This is a genomic window from Streptomyces sp. NPDC059785 (assembly GCF_042732375.1).
Classification (GTDB): Bacteria; Actinomycetota; Actinomycetes; order Streptomycetales; family Streptomycetaceae; genus Streptomyces.
Map to the genome: position 1 here is coordinate 13,172 of NZ_JBHWHV010000053.1, position 17,956 is coordinate 31,127.

A 17,956-nucleotide genomic window follows, 5' to 3' on the forward strand; every position below is an offset into this window, starting at 1 on the left:
CCCGGCAGCGGTGTCGGCGGCCGGGTGCTCAGTCGAGGCCGAGCGCGGCGGTCAGGGCCCGTTCCTGTTCGCGCACGCGGCCGTGATCGGCGCCGACGACCAGGTAGGTGCACGTGCCGTTGAGGGCGAAGGTGTCGTTCAGCAGCACGACGCCTTCGCCGTTCGTCGTGTCGTAGGCGAGTCCGGACGTACCGAGTCGTTCGACGGCGGCGGGGAAGCCGCCGGCCGGGGCGCGAGGGGCGGGCCGGGTGTTGCAGAGCCAGACCGGCGGTCGGTCGGCGTGCGCTCGGGTCAGCCGCCGGACCAGGACGTCGACGGTCGTGGTCGCGGTGCGGCGGACGTTGCTCTCGATCGCGTACGCGGTGCCGTCGGGCGTGACGCGGGCGTCGATCGAGAGCGGACCGTGGTAGCCGCGGCCCGCCAGGAAGTGCCCGAAGCGCGAGCCCATGTCCACCAGCGCGTCCTTCGCGGCGCGCACGGACCGTTCGTCCGGAGGGGCGAGATAGCCCTCGAAGCTCCCGTTCAGCGTCCGCATCTCCCCCACGTAGCCCACGCGCGCGCCGGACGGTTCGACCCACATCTGCACACTGGCGTCCAGCGCCGGAGCGACGCACTTCTCCACGATCCATCCGCTCGGCGGCGCGGGCAGCTCCCGCAGGTGCCGGGCGATGGTCCGCTCCCACGGCACGGGGTCGTCGCGGGAGAGGAACAGAACGCCGTAGCCGTTCGCGGCGCGGTCCGGTTTGACGACCACCGCAGCGCAGGATTTCCCCATCTTCCGCGCCGCATTCGCAAGTTGAACGGCGTCCGGGCAAGGCGCCCCCGCCGGGATCCGGAGACCCAGCCGCCCGGCGACCTCCCGGAAACCCGTCTTGGAGTTCAGCAGGTGGACCAGGCCGAGGAGGTCCTCGCTCACCCCGGACGGCCCGTAGCCGTGCAGCGGGACGCCGGTCTCGGCGCTGAACTCTGCCGTCGGCCGGTCCAGCGCGTACGGCAGGAGCTCGATCCCCGGCCGCTCGTCGGCGAGCCCGCGCACCCGGCCGAGCAGCCCGGCGTCGCGGACGGCGTCCGCCAGGGTGGTGTCGACACCGGCCGGCACGGTCAGCACGGCCAGCTCCGCCGGGTCGTGGCCCAGCAGGCCGCAGGCGTATCGCAGGAAGTCGGGCGGGATCTCCACCGGGGAGGCCAGGATGTCGCCCGGCCCGGCGAGCCATACCTTGCGCGGCGCCTGGGCGAGCGCCTGCCGTGCCAGGTAGGGCAGGGACACCTCGGACATGGTCGGGCTGATGCGGTTCGCGAAGATCAGCAGGGGTTTCTGGGTGCTCGGCGGAGGTGGGGGACCGGACGTCGCCCGGTCGGCAGGGTCGGCCGGGTCCGGTGTCATGCGTCCACCGGGCAGAGCCAGTCGCGCTCCTGGCCGCCGTTCTCGCCTGCGCGACTGCCACGCACGGCTGCCCGGCCGCCGCCTCCGCCTGCCCGACTGCCCTCCGCACCTGCCCGGCCGCCGCCGACGCCTGCCCGGCCGCCGTCCCCGCCTGCGCGACTGCCACGCACGGCTGCCCGGCCGCCGCCGACGCCTGCGCGACTGCCATGCCCGTCTGTCCGGTCGCCGCCGTCGTCCTCGCCGCGTACCGCCGCGGCGAAGCGGGCGGCCAGGTCCAGTGTCACCGGTCCCGGGCGGCCGGCACCGACCGGCCGGTGGTCGACCGAGGTGACCGGTACGACCTCCCCAGCCGTGCTGGTCAGGAACACCTCGTCCGCGGTGGAGAGACAGCCGCGCGTCAGGGAGCGTTCGGCGACCTGGTGACCGGCCTCGGCGGCCAGCGTGAGCACGGAGGCCCGGGTGATGCCGGGCAGCGGGCCGTCGGCCGTGGGCGGTGTGGTCACCCGACCGTCGGTGACGCAGAAGACGTTGGCCACGCAGGCGTCCGCCACCGTCCCGGCGGGGTTGAGGAGGATCGCCTCGTGGAACCCGGCGCGGACGGCGTCGCCGCGCGCGGCACAGGAGTTGAGGTAGTTGCCGCACGCCTTCGCCGCCGAGGGGGCCGCGCTCGCGTGGGGACGCGTCCAGGACGAGATCGTCACGCCGATCCCCGTCTCCAGCACGCCCTCGCCGTAGACGGCGTCCCAGGGCCAGGCGGCGATGAAGCACCGGGGCCGGTAGGCAGTGGGGTCGACGCCCATCTCGCCGGGTTCCATGTAGACGACGGGCCGGATGTAGCAGGATTCGAGCTCGTTCTCCCTGATGGTGTCCTTCACCGCCGCCTCCAGGACGTCGACCGGACAGGGCAGCGGGATGGCGTAGATGCGGGCGGAGTTCTCCAGCCGGCGCAGGTGGTCGGCGAGCCGGAAGACCGCCCTTCCGTGGCGGGGAGTGGCGTAGCAGCGGATTCCCTCGTAGACACCCCAGCCGTACTGGACCGTCGGTGAGAGGACGTGCACGACGGCGTCGTCCCAGTCGGCGAGCTTCCCGTCCAGCCAGATCCGTTTCACCGGAGTGATGCGCATGGGTTCCTCTTGTCGGCGGGCCGGTACGGTTCAGCAGCCCAGCGTTCTGGCGATCAGGAGTCGCTGCATCTCGCTGGTCCCCTCCCCGATCTCCAGCATCTTCGCGTCGGCGTAGTAGCGCGAGGCCGGCTCGTCCAGGCGGCAGCCGCGGCCGCCGAGGATCTGGACCGCGCGGTCGGCCGCGCGTACGCAGGTCACGCTCGCGAAGAGCTTCGCCTGCGACGCCAGCGACCCGTGCTCCGCCTCCGGTCCGGCGTCGTGCAGGCGAGCCGCCTCCCGTACCAGCGCGCGGGCGGCGGAGATCTCCGTGGCCAGGTCGGCGAGCTGGAACTGCACGCCCTGGAACGAGCTCAGCGGCCGTCCGAACTGCTGCCGTTCCTTGGCGTGGGCGAGGGCGCGGTCCAGGCAGGCCTGTGCGAGCCCGACCGACACGGCCGCGAAGGCGATCCGGCCCAGCGTCAGCCCTGCCATCACCTGGGCGAAACCCTCCCCGGCCGTCCCGAGCAGGTTCCCCTCGGGGATCCGGCAGTCGGTGAAGGCCAGGTCCCTGGTGTCCATCGAGCACCACCCGAGGGTGTGGATGCGGTCGAGGACGTCGTACCCGGGCGTGCCGCGCGGAACGATGAAGGTGCCGTGGCCGGGACTGCCGCCCTTCCGCCCGCCGCCGGCCTCCCGTCCGCTGCCGTCCTCCCGTCCGCTGCCGTCCTCCGGGCCGCCGCCGTCCATGCGTGCCAGCACCACGAGCCCGTCGCTCAGGTCCGTCCCGGTGTTCGTGATCAGGGTCTTACGGCCGTCCAGCACCCACTGCCCGCCCTCGAACCGGGCCCGCGTGCGCACGCCCCGCAGATCCGAGCCCGCGTCCGGCTCGGTGAGCGCCACGCCGGCCAGCGCCGCGCCGCCCGCCAGCGCCGGGAGCCACTGCTTCTTCTGGGTCTCGCTGCCGAACAAGCGGTACAGCTCGGACGCCAGGACGTGGACCTCGAGGGTGAGCGCCGAGGTGACGTCCACCGCGGCGATGTCCTCCAGCGCCATGGCGTAGGCGGAGGCGCTGGCTTCGAGCCCGCCGAACTCCTCCGGCACCCGCAGCCCCATCAGCCCCGACTCGGCGAACTCCGTGACGGCGGCGTACGGGAACTCCCGGGACCGGTACGGCTCGGTCACCACCGACGCGATCCGCTCGGCGCAGAACCGGCCGATCTCGGCCACTCGCGCGTCCGCGTCCGTGTCCGTCGCGCAAGGCAGCAGGCGCATGGATACAGTCCGGTCTTTCGGCATCGACGGCGTCCGATGGTGTCCCACGGAGTTACGGCCATTCCAACGCCGTACGGCACACCACCGCCACCGGTGACCCGCCGGACGGGGCACCGGGGCGGCGGTCCGCCGCTCCGCCTTGGGGGGGGTGTCCCCCGGTACCGTCCTGGAGCCAGCACGTCGGCATGTCGGGGGAAAGCCGGATGGGCCGGCCCGCTCCGCCTTGGTGGGATGGTCACCTGTCGCCCCCGCCGGGGCCGTCGAGGTCCCCGGTCGGGGCGTCCAAGCGTCCGGGACAGGAAGGGGCCACCATGCATGTGTCAGGCAGCGGCAGAGGCAGGCGTCGTCGAGGTCGGCTCGGGCTGACCGGCTCCGCCGGATTGGCCGCGGTCCTTCTCGCCGCCTCGACGGCGCCGGCCGCGCAGGGTGCGACGGCGACGGAGGCGGAGTCGGCAGCGGAGTCGGCAGCCGCACCGGCAGCGGTGGCGCGTCCGCAGCAGGCCGATTCGCTCCAGCAGCAGGTGGACGCGATCCACGACACCGGGGCCGTCGGTGTGTCCGCCGAAGTGACGGCCCCTGGCACACGGGACACGGCGCGCGCCGGGACGGCCGAGACCGGCACCAGGAGGCCGATGCCGCGCGACGGCAGGTTCAGGATCGGCAGCGCCACCAAGACCTTCACCGCCGCGGTCGTGCTCCAACTCGTCGGCGAGGGGCGGCTGTCCCTGGCGGACACCGTCGAGGACTGGCTGCCGGGCGTCGTCCGCGGCAACGGCAACGACGGCAGCCGGATCACCGTACGGCAGTTGCTCCAGCACACCAGCGGCGTCCCGGACGTCCTCTCGGAGATACCTTCGTTGAACAGCCCGGACGGCTATCAGGCCGAGCGGCTGCGCACCTACAGCCCCGAGCAGTTGGTGGAACTCGCGATGCGGCACCCGCCCGAGTTCGCCCCGGGCACCGACTGGTCGTACTCCAACACCAACTACGTCCTCGCCGCCATGATCGTGCACAAGGTCACCGGCCGGAGCTGGGCGCGGGAGGTGAACGACCGGATCATCCGCCCGCTGGAGCTGCGCGACACCAGCACGCCCGGCGCCTTCCCGTTCATCCGGGGCCCGCACGCCCACGGCTACACCGCGTTCGGCACCGGCACCAGCGTCGACGTCACGACACTCGACCCGAGCATGGCGGTCGGCTCCGGCGCGGTCATCAGCACCACGCACGACCTGACCCGGTTCTACTCGGCCCTGCTCGGCGGCCGCCTGCTGGCCCCGGCGCAACTCGACGAGCTGACGGCCACCGTGCCCGCGCCCGAACTGGGCGTACGGTACGGACTCGGCGTGGGCGAGATCCCGTTGACCTGCGGCGGTACCTACTTCGGCCACCGGGGCGAACTGCTCGGCTACCGCACCTGGGCCGGCGCCACCGCGGACGGGACCCGGACCGCCGTCGTGTACGTCACCAGCGACGGCGGCCCGCGCACCGAGGACGCCATGAGGGCTCTCGTGGACCGGGAACTATGCCGGAAACGCTCCTGACCAGCTTCCGAGTAGCTAGTGTGTGCGATACATGTGACTCACGAGGAGCGAAGACATGGTCGAGGTCGGTCGTCCGAGCACGCGTTGACGTCTGAGGCCGTGAGCGGCCTGTCATCGCGTGCTGCCTTTGACGCGCGGCACAGCGAGCCTTCCCATCCCGCTGCCTGACATCGCCGGTGCGCCTGTGGCGCACCGGCCGGCGGGTCTCGTCCTCGGTCCTTGGAAAGGTCCCTGTGTCGTCAGGTCTGTGGCGGAACGATGACTTCCGTCGGCTCTGGGCGGGGCAGACGGCCTCGCAACTGGGCGAACACTCGAGTCTCGTCGTACTGCCGCTCTTCGCCGTCCTGACACTCGACGCCGGTGCCGGGCAGCTGGGCGTCCTGCGCGCGGTGGGGCAGACGCCGATTCTGCTGCTGTCGCTCTTCGCGGGAGCCTGGGTGGACAGGTGGCGGACACGCACGCTGATGGTGCTGACGGACGCCGGGCGGGCCCTGGCGCTGGGCGCCGCCGCCGTCGCCGGTCTTCTGGGTGTGCTCGGTCTGCCGGCGCTGCTCGTGGTCGCCTTCGCCGTCGGGGCGCTGTCCGTGTTCTTCGACGTGGCGTACCAGGCGTCCTTGGTGCGGCTGGTGGACCGCGGCCAACTGGTGCGGGGCAACAGCGCGTTGGAGGGCAGCCGGTCCGCCGCGCAGATCGGCGGTCCCGCCCTCGGCGGTGCCCTGGTGTCCGTGCTGTCGGCGCCGGTCGCCGCCGCCTCCAGCGCGGCGTTCTTCGCGCTGTCGTTTTTGTCGATCCGGCGGATCCGACGAGAACGCGAGCGTGAAGCGGTCCCGGCACGCTCGGCACGCCCCCCGCGGATCTGGCGGCAGATCCACGAGGGCCTCCGCTTCGTCGCCGGTGACGTCCCGCTGCGGACCGTGTGCCTCGCGTCGGCCGCCTTCCAGTTCTCCTTCGCCGCGGTGATGACGGTCTATCTGCTGTTCCTGCCGCGGGACTTGCACCTGTCGGGCACGGCCGTGGGGCTGGCACTCGCGGCGACGGGGCCGGGCGCGCTCCTCGGGTCGCTGCTGGCCGCCCGTCTGCCCGGCCGGTTCGGACACGGTGCCGTGCTCGTGTCCGCCGCCGTGCTCGGCGACGGTGTGTTCCTGTTCGTGCCCGCGCTGCACGGCACCCCGGCGGTGACGATCCCCGCCCTCCTGGCGGTCAACTTCGTCTTCGGGACCTTCGGCCAGCTCGTGAACGTCACGGTCATGGCCGTCCGGCAGACCTCCACCCCGGACAAGCTGCAAGGCCGCGTGGCCGCGACGATCAACTTCGCCGGCCTGGGACTGACCCCGCTCGGCTCGCTGCTCGGCGGTTTCCTCGCGGAGGCGTGGGGGACGCGCACCAGCCTGCTGGTGGCGGCCGCGGGCATGCTGCTGTCACCGGCCCTGATGGCCCTGTCCCCGCTCGCCCGCCTGGGACGGACGCTCCCCGCCCCGCCGGGGACTCAGGCCCCGGCCGCGTGACGGGCCCCGTGCGGACGGCCGGCATCGAGCCGGTCGTCGCGGACCTCACCAGGTCCGGCCGCGCGGCCCGTGCGGGCGAGCCCCGTGTACACGAGCAGGGCCGCACACAGGAAGGCCGCCGCCGCGAAGACCAGCGACTGCGTGACGGAGTCGCCGCGTGCGCCGGCGGCGAGCGCACCGGCCGCCGACAGTGCCAGGGTGGCGACCGGCAGCGCGCGGGCCCGGTGTGGGTCCCGGTACGGCGGCGGGTGGCAGCAACCGGACCGCGAGGCCGTGACAGGCGCAGGCCAGCAGCATGGCCCCCAGTACGTCGCTGGGCCGGTGGCTGTAGACGGCCTGGACCGCGGCGGCGGTGACGGCGAGCCACAGCGTGCCGACCGCGGTGACGTAGGGGCGGGTACGGGGAGACGCGACGAGGGGCGCGGCGAGGGCCCGTCCGGCCGGGAGGGCCACGTGCCCGCTCGGGAAGCTCGGGTCGGTGAGCCGGACGGGCGCGTGCACCGGATCGGGGCGGGGCAGGAGCAGCTTGCTCAGCACCTCCGCGCCGCCGAGCGTCCCGATGACGACGCCGGCCGCCGCGCAGCCCTGCCGCCGGCACTGCCGCACCAGGGTGACGGCCACGATGACCGCGACGCCCGCGATCAGGGTGGGCGTGGCGGTGTCGTCCAGCGGCGGCAGGGCGGGCGAGTCGTAAGCCGTCCCCGACCAGTCGTAGATCCAGGCCGGTCCGGCGCCGTTCCCGTTGATCAGTGCGTTCTCCGCCCGCTGCCCGAACGGGGTGCAGACAGCGGTCAGGTACACCGCCAGGATCGCGAGCGGATACGGATACGAGGGCGGCTCTCCTGTTCGGCGAGCGCCTGGCGCTGCCGGCGCTGGGCGGCGATCGCCAGGGCCGGGAGCGGCGCGGCCGGGAGAAGGAGGACGGCCAGGCTCGGCAGGGACTGCGTGAACCCGTTCGGATGGACGACGAGCGCCTGCGTGCGGACGGCCGCGACCGTCGCGACAGCGTCCATCAGCGCGGCAAGGATGAAGTACTGCGGTTCCGTCAGGGACGGCTGTTGGCGTGTCATGCGCCGACCACATGTCGAGCACGGATACATGGGTGCCTACCCCCGCTCGGCGGCGGACCGCCCCGCGGCCTCGCGTTCCCCGGCGCTGACCAGTCCCGTCTCGTAGGCGACGATGACGGCCTGGACGCGGTCGCGGAGCTGGAGCTTGGCGAGGATGCGGGCGACGTGCGTCTTGACGGTCGTCTCGGCCAGGTGGAGGCGGCCGGCGAGTTCGGCGTTGCTGAGCCCTCGGGCCAGCAGACCGAGGACCTCCAGTTCGCGCGGGGTGAGCGGGGCGAGGTCGCGGTGGAGCGCGGCGGGCTCGCCGCCGCGCCGGGTGCCGTCCTGATGGTCGCCCCCGGCGAAGCGCTGCACCAGACGGCGGGTGATGCTGGGCGCGAGGAGGGCGTCGCCGGTACGGACCGTACGGACGGCCGCGGTCAGCTGCTCGGGGGTGACGTCCTTGAGGAGGAAGCCGCTGGCCCCGGCGGACAGTGCCGCGTAGACGTACTGGTCGAGGTCGAAGGTGGTCAGGATGATGACGCGGGGTTCGCCCGGGGCGCCGGTGAGGATGCGGCGGGTGGCCTCAAGGCCGTCCGTCTCGGGCATCCGCACGTCCATCAGGACCACGTCGGGGCGGGTGCGGCGGACCGCTTCGACGGCTTCGGTGCCGTTGGTCGCCTCGGCGACGACGTCGATGCCGTCGGCGCCGAGGATCATCCGGAATCCGGTGCGGACCAGGGTCTGGTCGTCGGCGAGCAGTACGCGCAGCGGCTCGGTCACGGTGTCTCCAAGGGGATCAGGGCCTCCACCCGGTAGCCGCCGGTCAGGCGCCGGCCGGTGGCCAGGGTTCCGTCGTAGACGGCCAGGCGCTCGCGCAGGCCGATCAGGCCCCGGCCGTTACCGGTGGCCGCGCCCGCGCCCGGCTGTCCGCCGGTGTCGTTGACCTCCACCCGCAGCCGTTCCGGACCGTATTCGACGGTCACGGCGGCGCTGGCGCCGGACGCGTGCTTCACGGTGTTGGTGAGGGCTTCCTGGACCACGCGGTAGGCGGCGAGTTCGAGTCCGGGCGGGAGCGGGCGGGGCGGGCCGGTCACGGTCAGCTCGACGGGCAGCCCGGCGTCCCGTACCCGCTTGACCAGTGTCTCCAACTGGTCGAGGCCGGGCTGCGGGGCCAGCTCGGCCGCCGTCACCGCCGGCCCCGTACCGCCGTCCGTGTCCGCACCCGCCGCCTCGCCCTCGTCGGCCATGGTCAGCAGCCCCATGACGTGGCGCAGTTCGGTCATGGCCGACCGGCCGCCCGCCTCGACGGCGAGCAGCGCCTCGCCGGCCTGCCGCGGCGAGGTCTCCATGATCTTCCGGGCCGCGCCCGCCTGGATGATCATCACGCTGACGTTGTGCGTGACGACGTCGTGCAGTTCACGGGCGATCCTGGCCCGTTCGTGCTCGACGGCCCGGCGCAGCGCCTCGGCCTGCTCGCGTTCCAGGGCGGCGAGCCGGGTCCGGCCCTCGTCGGTGCGGAGTTTCCAGGTCCGCAGGCCGACGGCGGCCACGGCCATCGGGATCAGGATCAGCAGGGCGATGTATTCGTTGGGGACGATCGGTGTCACCGAGTTCCCCGAGGTGCCGACCAGGACGACCGAGACCGGCAGCGCCGCCAGGGTCGCCACCCGGTACGGGCTGTACACGGCGGCGCTGTAGACGGCGATGACGAACGCGTAGAAGGTCAGCCGCATGACGCTGTGCGGGGTCGCCAGCGTCGCGGCCGTCACCACGCACAGCACGGCGAGCGGGTAGCGGCGGCGCAGCGCCAGGGCGCCCGAGGCCACGGCCGCGAGGGTCACCATGAAGGCCAGGCCGCCCGGCCCCGACGGGCGCGGTTCGACGGTCATGACGCCGGGCGCGATCTCCCGCACCACGACGTTGTCGGCGTTGTCGATGCCGTAGTAGACGGTGACGACGCCGAGGGTCAGTGCCACAAGGGCGTCGAACTGCCAGGCGCGCCGGGTGAGTCGCGGCGGCGGCCCGCTCGCCAGCCCGGCGTCGGGGACCGTCCGGCGGACGGCTTCCCGCAACCGCCCCCACGTCGTACGTACGTCCATCACCGGCTCATTGTCGCCGCCCGCGCGGACCCGTGGAGTCCGCCCCGGCGATCATTCCCGCCGCACCGGATACACCGTCCGCCTACATCCCAGGGATGACATGCCCGGGGTTCCTCCGAGCGCGATACCGGAATGGGTCCGGACGGGCGACGTGCGCGGGCCGGGTCCGCTCCTAGCGTTCACGCAGTCAACTGCCCGTATGCCGTCCAGGCAATCGACTTCCCTTGTGCAAGGAGCCCTTCATGACCGAGCCGGTGATCGAACTGCGAGAGGTGAGCCGCCGCTACGACGGCGGTCCGCCCGCCCTGCACGAGGCGTCGCTGACCGTGCGTCGCGGCGAGGCCGTCGCGATCCTCGGCCCCTCCGGCAGCGGCAAGTCGACGCTGCTCAACCTGATCGCGGGCCTTGACCGGCCCGACACCGGGACCGTCACCGTGGACAGGGTGCGGGTGGACCGGCTGGACGAGGCCGGATCGGCACGCTACCGGCGGTCGAAGATCGGCATGGTCTTCCAGTTCTTCAACCTGCTGGACGATCTGACCGTCAGCGACAACGTCACGCTGCCCGCGCGCCTCGCGGGAACGCCGCGCGGCGAGGCGGACCGCCGGGCGGCTGAACTCCTCGGACTGCTGGGCATCGACCGGCACGCACGCGCCTACCCTGGGCGGCTGTCCGGCGGCGAGCGGCAACGCGTCGCGGTGGCCCGCGCGTTGATGAACCGGCCGCCGCTGCTCCTGGCCGACGAGCCGACCGGGGCCCTGGACACGGCAGCGGGACAGGACGTCAGCGCCCTGCTCACCGACCTCAACGCCGAGGGGCAGACCATCGTCGTGGTCACGCACGACCTGGCCCTGGCCCGCTCCTGCACGCACCGTACGATCCGGATCGCGGACGGCCGGGTCACCGAGGAGGACGCGGGCCGCCCACGAAGCGCCGCCCCGCGCACCGTTGCCTCGGAAGGTTTCGCCTCGGAGGCCGTCCGATGAACGCGCTCGGCAAGGTGGTGCGTTCCGGGGTCGGACGACGCCGGGTGCAGACACTGGTGATCGGCCTCGCCACGATGATGGCGGTGGCCGCCTCCGTCCTCGGCGGCTCGCTCCTCGTCCTCTCCGGCGCGCCCTTCGGCGACGCCTTCGCCCGGCAGCACGGCGCGCATCTGTCCATGGAGTTCGACGCGGGCGAGGTGAGTGCCGGTCAGCTGGCGAGGACCGAGGACGCCGCAGGGGTGAGCGCCGCGGCCGGGCCGTTCCGTACGGCGACGGTGACCCCTCGGTCGGACGGGGCCGGACCCCAGTGGCCGATGACCGTGGCCGGCCGCGGCGGTCCCGGCCGGGACGTGGACGAGGTGGCCCTGCTCGACGGGCGGTGGCCCACCCGCTCCGGCGAGATCGTCCTGTCCGCCGACGCCGCGCTCATCCCGACCCTGGGCATGAAGGTCACCTTTCCCGAGCTGTCCGGCGGTCCGACCCTGACGGTGGTCGGGATCGCCCGCTCGGTCACACAGACCGCGGACGCCTGGGTGGTCCCCGCCCAGATGCCGGCGCTCACCGCGCCCGGCGGTGGCGGCTACCAGATGCTCTACCGCTTCGCCGGCGCCGGCACCGCCGCGCGGATCACCGCGGGCCGCAAGGCCGTGACCGCGTCGCTGCCGCCCGAGGCGGCCGTCGGCCGGCAGTCGTGGCTCACCGTCAAGCGGACCGCCGAACGTGACACCGCCCTCTACGTCCCGTTCCTCATCGCGTTCGGCTCCCTGGGTCTGGTCATGTCGGTGCTCATCGTCGGCAACGTCGTCGCGTCGGCCGTCGGCACGAGCACGCGCCGCATCGGCGTCCTCAAGGCCGTCGGCTTCACCCCGGCCCAGGTCGTACGGGCCTACGTGGGCCAGGCGCTGATCCCGGCCGCCGCGGGCACGGTCCTCGGGCTCCTCGCCGGCCACCTGCTCGCCGTCCCCGTACTGGCCGAGACCGGGGAGGTCTACGGCACCTCGTCCCTGGCCATCGCTCCCTCGGTCGACCTGTCGGTGACCGCCGGGGTGCTCGGTCTGGTGGCGGCGACCGCGTGGGCGAGCGCCTGGCGGGCGGGCCGGCTGCGTACGGTCGACGCGCTCGCCGTGGGGCGCGGCGCCGCGTCGGGGCGCGGCCGGTGGGCGGCCCGGCTGGCGGGCCGTCTGCCCTTGCCGCAGCCGGTCGCGCTGGGCCTGGTCCGGCCCTTCGCCCGGCCCGCCCGCGCGCTGGCCATGGGCACGGCGATCCTGTTCGGCGCCGTCGCCGTCACGTTCACCGTGGGCATGGGCGCCTCGCTCAACGAGGTGATGAAGGCCAAGGCACACGACGTCGCCGACGTCGTCGTACCGGCGCCGCTGCCGGACTTCGGCCCCGGAAGCCCTGGAGGTGCCGGAAATGCCGGAGGTGCCGGAAGCCCTGGAGGTGCCGGAGTCTCTGAAGGCACCGGACCCGAGAAGCAACCCGGATCGCAGCCCGGCGATCAGTCCGGGGAACAGTCCGGCGAACAGTCCGGCGAACAGTCGGGGTCGCAGGCCGCCACGCAGTCCGGCGCCGGCCCCGACCCTGACCCCGACGCCGTCGCCGCGGTCGTCGAGGCCGCCGCCGGGACCGGGAAGTACTACCGGGCCGCGACGGTACGGGCCACCGTGTCCGGTCTGACCGGCACCGTCGACGTGGTCGCCTTCACCGGCGACGCCTCCTGGGGCGGCTACACGATGGTCTCGGGCCGCTGGATCGGCCGGCCCGGCGAGGCCGTGGTCCCGACCCCGTTCCTGAGCGCCACCGGCACCCGCGTCGGCGACCGGATCACCCTCAACGGTCTGGCCGAGCCGGTCACGGTCCGGATCGTCGGCGAGGTCCTCGACCCCCGCAACAACGGCATGCAGCTCTTCACCGACGCCGCGACCCTCACGGCCGCGCGCCCCGACCTGACGGACACGAGCCATCACATCGCGGTCGCGGCAGGCACCGACGTCTCCGCCTACGTCGCCGCGCTCAACAAGGACCTGGCACCGCTCGGCATCACCGCCAGGACCGGCGGGCTCGGTGCGGGCGGCGACATGGTCGTCACGCTCAACGCGCTGTCCGCGATCCTCACGCTGATGCTCGTAGCCGTCGCCGCGCTCGGCGTGCTCAACGGCGTACTGCTCGACACCCGCGAGCGCGTCCGCGAGATCGGCGTCCACAAGGCGCTCGGCATGACTCCCCGGCAGACCGTCGCGATGGTCCTCACCTCGGTCGCCGTGACCGGACTCGTCGCGGGCGCGCTGGGCGTGCCGCTCGGCGTGACCCTGCACGGCTGGGTGCTGCCCGCGATGGGCGACAGCGTGGGGCTGCGTCTGCCGGACTCCGTCCTCGCCGTCTACCACGTGGCCGAGCTGCTCCCCCTCGCGCTCGGTGGCCTGCTCATCGCCACGCTGGGCGCGCTCCTGCCCGCCGGCTGGGCCGCCGGCAGCCGGACGGCGACGGCCTTGCGCACCGAGTAGCCGACCATGACGCCGCCACGACCTGACCGCCGCCGTCGCCGCCGCCGTCGCCCGATGCGAGTGATCCGTAAAAGACTTGCCGCTGGTCAGGCCGGTCGGATAGGAAGCTGGCATGCTGAAGGGCGACAAGGTCGGGCTGCGGGCCCGGCACGAGGACGACATCCCGGTTCTGCGGAGCGAGCTCTACGACGACGTGGTCAACGGCTCGCGGGCCGAGGGCCGGCCGTGGCGGCCGATGACGCCCGGTCAGGAGGATGCGCGGCTCAGGGTGGACGACACCGCGCAGGGGGTCGTCCCGTTCTCCGTGGTGGACCTGGGGAGCGGCACGCTGGTCGGCACCGCGACGCTGTGGGGCATCGACACGCACCACCGGTCCGCGCACATCGGGCTCGGGCTGCTGCCGTCCGCCCGCGGCAAGGGGTACGGCACCGACGTGGTCGCGGTGCTGTGCCACTACGGCTTCCTCGTACGCGGTCTGCACCGGCTCCAGATAGAGACGCTGGCGGACAACACCGCGATGCTGCGTTCCGCCGAGCGCAACGGGTTCGTACGCGAGGGCGTGCTGCGCTCCTCGGCCTGGGTGCTGGGCAAGTTCCTGGACGAGGCGGTACTCGGACTCCTCGCCCAGGACTGGAAGCCGCATCTGAAGGGCTGGGGCTGACCCCGCGTCCGACGGCCGGGGCGGGTCCGGCGGCCGGGGTGGTTCGCCGGGACTGCGCGCAGGGCCCCGGCGACATCACGGTCGTCCACCAGGACACACCGGAGCGGGCCTGCCGGAACTGATTCCGCTCAGGGCCCGTCTTGGCCAGAAGGCCGGCAGATCACCAGGTCAGCAGGCCGGGAGCTGACGGCGCGCGGATGGGGAGTCGTGGTGGAGGGAAAGGCGGCAGTGGACCGCTGGACGCGGTGGACGCGGTGGACGCGGTGGGCTTCCGGGCCCCGGGCTGCGGGTGGGAGCATGCGGCGGGACCCGTGGCAGCGCCGCCCGGCCTGGGCACGGCAGCGGGGGCGGGGGCGGGTGCCCGCCGTACTCTCCGTGCTCGCCGTGCTGACCGCCGGACTCCTGGCCTTCCACCGGGCGGTTCCCAACTCCGTCGGTCGTCCGGGCAGTCTGCTGGAGGCGTTCCTGCCGTGGCTCGGCCTGGTGGTCGTGGTACTGCTCGTCCTGGCGCTGCTGTGCCGTTCGGCGACCGCGCTCCTGGCGCTGCTGCTGCCGGTGGCGGCCTGGACGCACCTCTTCGGCGGGCTGCTCGTGCCGGAGGCCGGGCCCGGTCCGCACGACCTCGTCGTGGTGCAGCACAACGTCAGCGACGAGAACCCCGATCCTGCGGGCACGGCCCGCGTCCTGGCCGACGCCGGGCCCGACCTCATCGCCCTGGAGGAGCTGGTGCCCCCGGCCCTGGCGGTGTACGAGCGGATCCTCGCCCCGCGCTACCCCCACCACGCCGTCCGGGGCACCGTCGGACTCTGGTCGAAGCATCCGCTGACCGACGCCCGGCCGGTGGACATCAAGCCCCGCTCCATCACCGGGAGCTGGAACCGCGGGCTGCGCGCCGTGGTCCACACCCCGCACGGCGACATAGCGGCGTACGTCGCCCACCTGCCCTCGGTCCGCGTCGGGGCAGGCGGTCTGGCGTCCGCCCGGCGCGACGAGAGCGCCGGTCTGCTGGGCCGGGCCGTCGCCGCCGAGCGGCTGAGCCCGGTCGTCCTGCTCGGCGATCTCAACGGCACCGTGGACGACCGCGGCCTGGCTCCGCTGACCTCACGGCTGAACACGGCGGAGAGGGGCTTCGCCTTCAGTTTCCCCGCCGTCTTCCCCGTGGCCCGCATCGACCAGGTCATGGCCCGCGAGGCGACCGTCGGCCACATCCGCACGCTGCCCGCCACCGCCGGCGACCACCTGCCGGTCGTCGCCCGGGTCACCCTGGACTGACCGAGCGCGCCCCGCTGACCTGCTGATGAGCACGCCGGCCTGCCCTGCGGGCGGGTCCTGGAAATGCGTTGCCCTTGCCGGCCTTCACGTCTTGGGTGGCGTCAGCGGTGATGCGTGAGTCATTCGTGCCGCCGCCGGCGGGCGTCGGTGGCGAGGAAAGGGGGACGGCAGCCATGGAACAGCGGGAGCGTCGACACGGCCGACATCTACGGGCAGGGCGTGTCCGAGGAGATACTGGACCGCTGGCTGAAGTCGCGCGGCAACCGTGACGAACTCGTCGTCGCCACCAAGGTGTTCGGCTCGATGGGCGAGGGCGGCGGGAACGCGTCTGGCCTGAGCCGCAAGCACATCCTGACCGCCGTCGAGGGCAGCCTGCGCCGCCTCGGCACGGACTACATCGACCTCTACCAGACACATGTGGGACGCGGAGACGCCGATCGAGGAGACCCTGTCGACGCTGGACACCCTCGTACGCGACGGCAAGGTGCGCTATCTCGGCGCGAGCAGTGTGACGCCGTCGCAGTTGCAGAAGGCGCTCGACGTGGCCCGGTTCAACCGCTGGGAACCGTTCGTCTGTCTGGAGCCGCTCCACAACCTCCTGCAGCTGACGGACGATCCGGGCGCCTGCGGCCGGGAGCTGACGCCGGAGCAGGAGGCGCGCCTGACCTCGGCGAGCGAGCGTTCCTTGCCGCACCCGTACGACGTACTGGCACGGCCCGGGGAACGCTCGCGCCGGGCGACGGGGCCGGGCCTCGTCTCCCGCCCCGGGTCAGGCGTTCACGTGGCGGATCGTGGTCCTGTGCCTGGGGGCGGCGTGATGCCTGGCCCGGCCCGCTCCGGTGGCCTCTATGCGGCGCAGCCACACCGACGCCATGGCCAGCAGCCCAGCGAAGACGACCGTGAAGAGAGCGCACGCCCACATCTGGGTACTGCCGGGATGCTTCCATCCGGTCCAGGCGCTCGAAGCCGCCCACAGCAGGACGCCCGCCGCGTAGAAGGATCGGATCCGGCGAAGCTGCCGCTCGGCCCGCACGGACTTCTGGTGATCGGTGTTCGGTGCCATGCGCCTCCCAGTACCCGGAACCGCGCCATCCATGGATCGAATCGCCGCTCGATTTCTGTCGGCCGGCGTGGCCCGTACCGGTGCCCCGCCGACGGGGCCGAGCAGCCCGGCCCCGGGGCCGAACGGCCCCTGTGACCCGTCGGGGCCGCGGTGGAAGGGTGAGCCCGGAGGCGGTGAGCGGACGGACGGAAAGGACTGCCGACGGTGATCGCTGTTGTGGGGCACGCGGATCTCGCGCCCCGGACCCTGGCGCTGCTCGAGGACGAACTGCGCGCCCGGCTCGCCCGGTGGGCCCGCACCGGCCGGACCGGCCTGGTCCGGGTCGGCCAGGGACTGCCGGTGGCCTTCGGGCGGGCCGCGCAGCGGACCGGGCTGGCGCTGGTGGCCGTGGTGCCCACGCTGAACCAGGTGCCCGCGCTGCTGCGGGAGCGGGACCAGCAGGCGGCCGGTGAACTGCTGCTCCTGTCCCAGCAGGTACGGCTGCTCGAGTACGACCCCGCGGACCGGGACGCCTGCGTGCGCACCGACGAACGGCTGTTGCGGTCCTGCGCCCACGTCCTGGCGATCTGGGACGGCACCGCGTCCGACGGCCGGGACGCCACCGCCCACCTGGTGGCGTACGCGCGCAGCCACGGCGTGGACGTCGAGGTGGTGTGGCCGGACGGCGCGGAACGAGGCACCGGCTGACCGTGTCGGGCGGGGCGACGCGCCGACCAGGACGGGAAACCCGGTGGCCCGCAAGGTGCGCAGGTGCGCGAGGAGTTGCCAGTCATGGCCGGCGCGCTCGGCGAAGCCCAGGCCGGGGTCGAGGACGATGCGCCCGGGGTCCACCCCGGCAGCGGTGAGCGCGTCCACGCGGGCGAGGAGTTCGGTCACGACCTCGGCCACCACATCGCCGTAGCGGGCGTGCCGGTCCATGTCGCGGCTCGGCGCCCGCCAGTGCGTGGCGACGTACGGCACTCCCGCCGCGGCGACGGTGGCCGCCATGGCCGGGTCCGCCAGACCGCCGCTGACGTCGTTGACCAGGCAGGCCCCGGCCTCTACCGCGGCGCGGGCGACCTCGGCGTGCATGGTGTCCACCCTGACCGGCACTCCGGCACGGACGAGTTCCCGCACGACCGGCACCACCCGGGAACACTCCTCGGCCGTCGGTACGGGCTCGGCACCGGGGCGCGTCGACTCCCCGCCGACGTCGACGAGATCGGCGCCCTCCCCTGCCAGCCGCAGGCCGTGCTCGACGGCCCGCCGGGTGTCGGCGTACCGGCCGCCGTCGGAGAACGAGTCCGGGGTGACGTTGAGGATGCCCATCACCGGGCATCTGCCGGACCGCTCGAACATGCCACCCCTCCTCCTGTGCCGCAGGGCCACCGGCCCGCACTCCGGCCGCGCCGGATCGATCTGCCGAGCAAGGTACACGCTAAAACTAAATCGTTCTAGTAGCCGTTCCGGCGGTCGTTCCAGCAGGCGCTTCGAGCGCCTCGGGATGACCCGGGTGACTGGCTTCGTAGAATGGC

Annotated in this window: 14 protein-coding genes and 3 pseudogenes; 8 read left to right on the forward strand and 9 right to left on the reverse strand. The window is 73.4% G+C overall.

Going from position 1 to position 17,956, the window contains the following annotated elements; genetic code table 11:
* Positions 1-28: 28 nt before the first annotated feature.
* From ACFV6E_RS32005 to ACFV6E_RS32015, 3 genes are read right to left on the reverse strand one after another with little or no spacing between them, the layout of a single operon-like run.
* Positions 29-1,384 carry a peptide ligase PGM1-related protein gene (locus tag ACFV6E_RS32005; RefSeq protein ID WP_385175329.1) on the reverse strand — a complete coding sequence of 452 codons (1,356 nt, stop codon included), beginning with the start codon at positions 1,382-1,384 and terminating at the stop codon, positions 29-31.
* On the reverse strand, positions 1,381-2,508 hold the full coding sequence (locus tag ACFV6E_RS32010) for a branched-chain amino acid transaminase (RefSeq protein ID WP_385466365.1): 1,128 nt from the start codon (positions 2,506-2,508) through the stop codon (positions 1,381-1,383). Before ACFV6E_RS32010 ends, ACFV6E_RS32005 begins: the two co-directional genes overlap by 4 nt.
* Before the next feature lie 30 nt (positions 2,509-2,538).
* A complete protein-coding gene (locus tag ACFV6E_RS32015) occupies positions 2,539-3,759 on the reverse strand; it encodes an acyl-CoA dehydrogenase family protein (protein ID WP_385174429.1) in 1,221 nt (406 codons plus the stop codon).
* A gap of 311 nt (positions 3,760-4,070) precedes the next feature.
* On the opposite strand from ACFV6E_RS32015, the gene ACFV6E_RS32020 reads away from it, so the two are divergent.
* Together ACFV6E_RS32020 and ACFV6E_RS32025 are read left to right on the forward strand one after the other, a co-directional pair.
* Positions 4,071-5,300 (forward strand): serine hydrolase domain-containing protein, encoded by a 1,230-nt coding sequence (locus ACFV6E_RS32020; protein ID WP_385174432.1) that lies wholly within the window; start codon positions 4,071-4,073, stop codon positions 5,298-5,300.
* 233 nt (positions 5,301-5,533) lie between these two features.
* On the forward strand, positions 5,534-6,805 hold the full coding sequence (locus tag ACFV6E_RS32025; protein ID WP_385466368.1) for an MFS transporter: 1,272 nt from the start codon (positions 5,534-5,536) through the stop codon (positions 6,803-6,805).
* 45 nt (positions 6,806-6,850) lie between these two features.
* Here the strand turns inward: ACFV6E_RS32025 and ACFV6E_RS32030 are convergent, their stop codons facing one another.
* The 4 genes and pseudogenes from ACFV6E_RS32030 to ACFV6E_RS32045 form a co-directional block, all read right to left on the reverse strand.
* Entirely contained in the window at positions 6,851-7,606 is a 756-nt protein-coding gene (locus ACFV6E_RS32030; RefSeq protein ID WP_385466371.1) for a phosphatase PAP2 family protein, read from the reverse strand.
* A pseudogene (locus ACFV6E_RS32035) lies at positions 7,597-7,809 on the reverse strand (hypothetical protein); the annotation flags it as partial. The pseudogene ACFV6E_RS32035 and the gene ACFV6E_RS32030, both read right to left, overlap by 10 nt.
* A 102-nt stretch (positions 7,810-7,911) precedes the next feature.
* Entirely contained in the window at positions 7,912-8,637 is a 726-nt protein-coding gene (locus ACFV6E_RS32040; RefSeq protein WP_385466374.1) for a response regulator, read from the reverse strand.
* The gene (locus tag ACFV6E_RS32045) at positions 8,634-9,956 is read right to left on the reverse strand and encodes a sensor histidine kinase (RefSeq protein ID WP_385466377.1); all 1,323 of its coding nucleotides are present in this window, start codon (positions 9,954-9,956) and stop codon (positions 8,634-8,636) included. The genes ACFV6E_RS32040 and ACFV6E_RS32045 overlap by 4 nt, the downstream gene beginning before the upstream one ends.
* 242 nt (positions 9,957-10,198) lie before the next feature.
* Between ACFV6E_RS32045 and ACFV6E_RS32050 the strand changes: the two genes are divergently transcribed.
* The 5 genes and pseudogenes from ACFV6E_RS32050 to ACFV6E_RS32070 all read left to right on the forward strand — a co-directional run.
* On the forward strand, positions 10,199-10,942 hold the full coding sequence (locus tag ACFV6E_RS32050) for an ABC transporter ATP-binding protein (RefSeq protein WP_385466380.1): 744 nt from the start codon (positions 10,199-10,201) through the stop codon (positions 10,940-10,942).
* Positions 10,939-13,446 (forward strand): ABC transporter permease, encoded by a 2,508-nt coding sequence (locus ACFV6E_RS32055; protein ID WP_385466383.1) that lies wholly within the window; start codon positions 10,939-10,941, stop codon positions 13,444-13,446. The genes ACFV6E_RS32050 and ACFV6E_RS32055 overlap by 4 nt, the downstream gene beginning before the upstream one ends.
* A 112-nt stretch (positions 13,447-13,558) precedes the next feature.
* Positions 13,559-14,107: a GNAT family N-acetyltransferase gene (locus tag ACFV6E_RS32060; RefSeq protein ID WP_385174450.1), complete on the forward strand. Its 549-nt coding sequence runs from the start codon at positions 13,559-13,561 to the stop codon at positions 14,105-14,107.
* 297 nt (positions 14,108-14,404) lie between these two features.
* Entirely contained in the window at positions 14,405-15,379 is a 975-nt protein-coding gene (locus ACFV6E_RS32065; protein ID WP_385466386.1) for an endonuclease/exonuclease/phosphatase family protein, read from the forward strand.
* Positions 15,380-15,526: 147 nt separating this feature from the next.
* Positions 15,527-15,968 (forward strand): annotated as a pseudogene (locus tag ACFV6E_RS32070) (aldo/keto reductase); the annotation flags it as partial.
* 180 nt (positions 15,969-16,148) lie between these two features.
* Here the strand turns inward: ACFV6E_RS32070 and ACFV6E_RS32075 are convergent.
* Positions 16,149-16,442, reverse strand: coding sequence for a hypothetical protein (locus ACFV6E_RS32075; RefSeq protein WP_385466458.1), 294 nt, complete (start codon positions 16,440-16,442; stop codon positions 16,149-16,151).
* 204 nt (positions 16,443-16,646) lie between these two features.
* On the opposite strand from ACFV6E_RS32075, the gene ACFV6E_RS32080 reads away from it, so the two are divergent.
* On the forward strand, positions 16,647-17,129 hold the full coding sequence (locus ACFV6E_RS32080) for a DUF834 domain-containing protein (RefSeq protein WP_385466389.1): 483 nt from the start codon (positions 16,647-16,649) through the stop codon (positions 17,127-17,129).
* On the opposite strand, the pseudogene folP reads toward ACFV6E_RS32080, so the two are convergent.
* Positions 17,028-17,780, reverse strand: a pseudogene (folP, locus tag ACFV6E_RS32085) (dihydropteroate synthase); the annotation flags it as partial. The gene ACFV6E_RS32080 and the pseudogene folP sit on opposite strands and share 102 nt — an antisense overlap.
* Between the last annotated feature and the right edge of the window lie 176 nt (positions 17,781-17,956).

Excerpts from the sequence above, each read along its gene's own strand:
- ACFV6E_RS32005 (WP_385175329.1), bottom strand. The coding sequence starts at position 1,384 with ATGACACCGGACCCGGCCGACCCTGCCGACCGGGCGACGTCCGGTCCC.
- ACFV6E_RS32010 (WP_385466365.1), bottom strand. The coding sequence starts at position 2,508 with ATGCGCATCACTCCGGTGAAACGGATCTGGCTGGACGGGAAGCTCGCC.
- ACFV6E_RS32015 (WP_385174429.1), bottom strand. The coding sequence starts at position 3,759 with ATGCGCCTGCTGCCTTGCGCGACGGACACGGACGCGGACGCGCGAGTG.
- ACFV6E_RS32020 (WP_385174432.1), top strand. The coding sequence starts at position 4,071 with ATGCATGTGTCAGGCAGCGGCAGAGGCAGGCGTCGTCGAGGTCGGCTC.
- ACFV6E_RS32045 (WP_385466377.1), bottom strand. The coding sequence starts at position 9,956 with ATGGACGTACGTACGACGTGGGGGCGGTTGCGGGAAGCCGTCCGCCGG.
- ACFV6E_RS32050 (WP_385466380.1), top strand. The coding sequence starts at position 10,199 with ATGACCGAGCCGGTGATCGAACTGCGAGAGGTGAGCCGCCGCTACGAC.
- ACFV6E_RS32055 (WP_385466383.1), top strand. The coding sequence starts at position 10,939 with ATGAACGCGCTCGGCAAGGTGGTGCGTTCCGGGGTCGGACGACGCCGG.
- ACFV6E_RS32060 (WP_385174450.1), top strand. The coding sequence starts at position 13,559 with ATGCTGAAGGGCGACAAGGTCGGGCTGCGGGCCCGGCACGAGGACGAC.
- ACFV6E_RS32065 (WP_385466386.1), top strand. The coding sequence starts at position 14,405 with ATGCGGCGGGACCCGTGGCAGCGCCGCCCGGCCTGGGCACGGCAGCGG.
- ACFV6E_RS32075 (WP_385466458.1), bottom strand. The coding sequence starts at position 16,442 with ATGGCACCGAACACCGATCACCAGAAGTCCGTGCGGGCCGAGCGGCAG.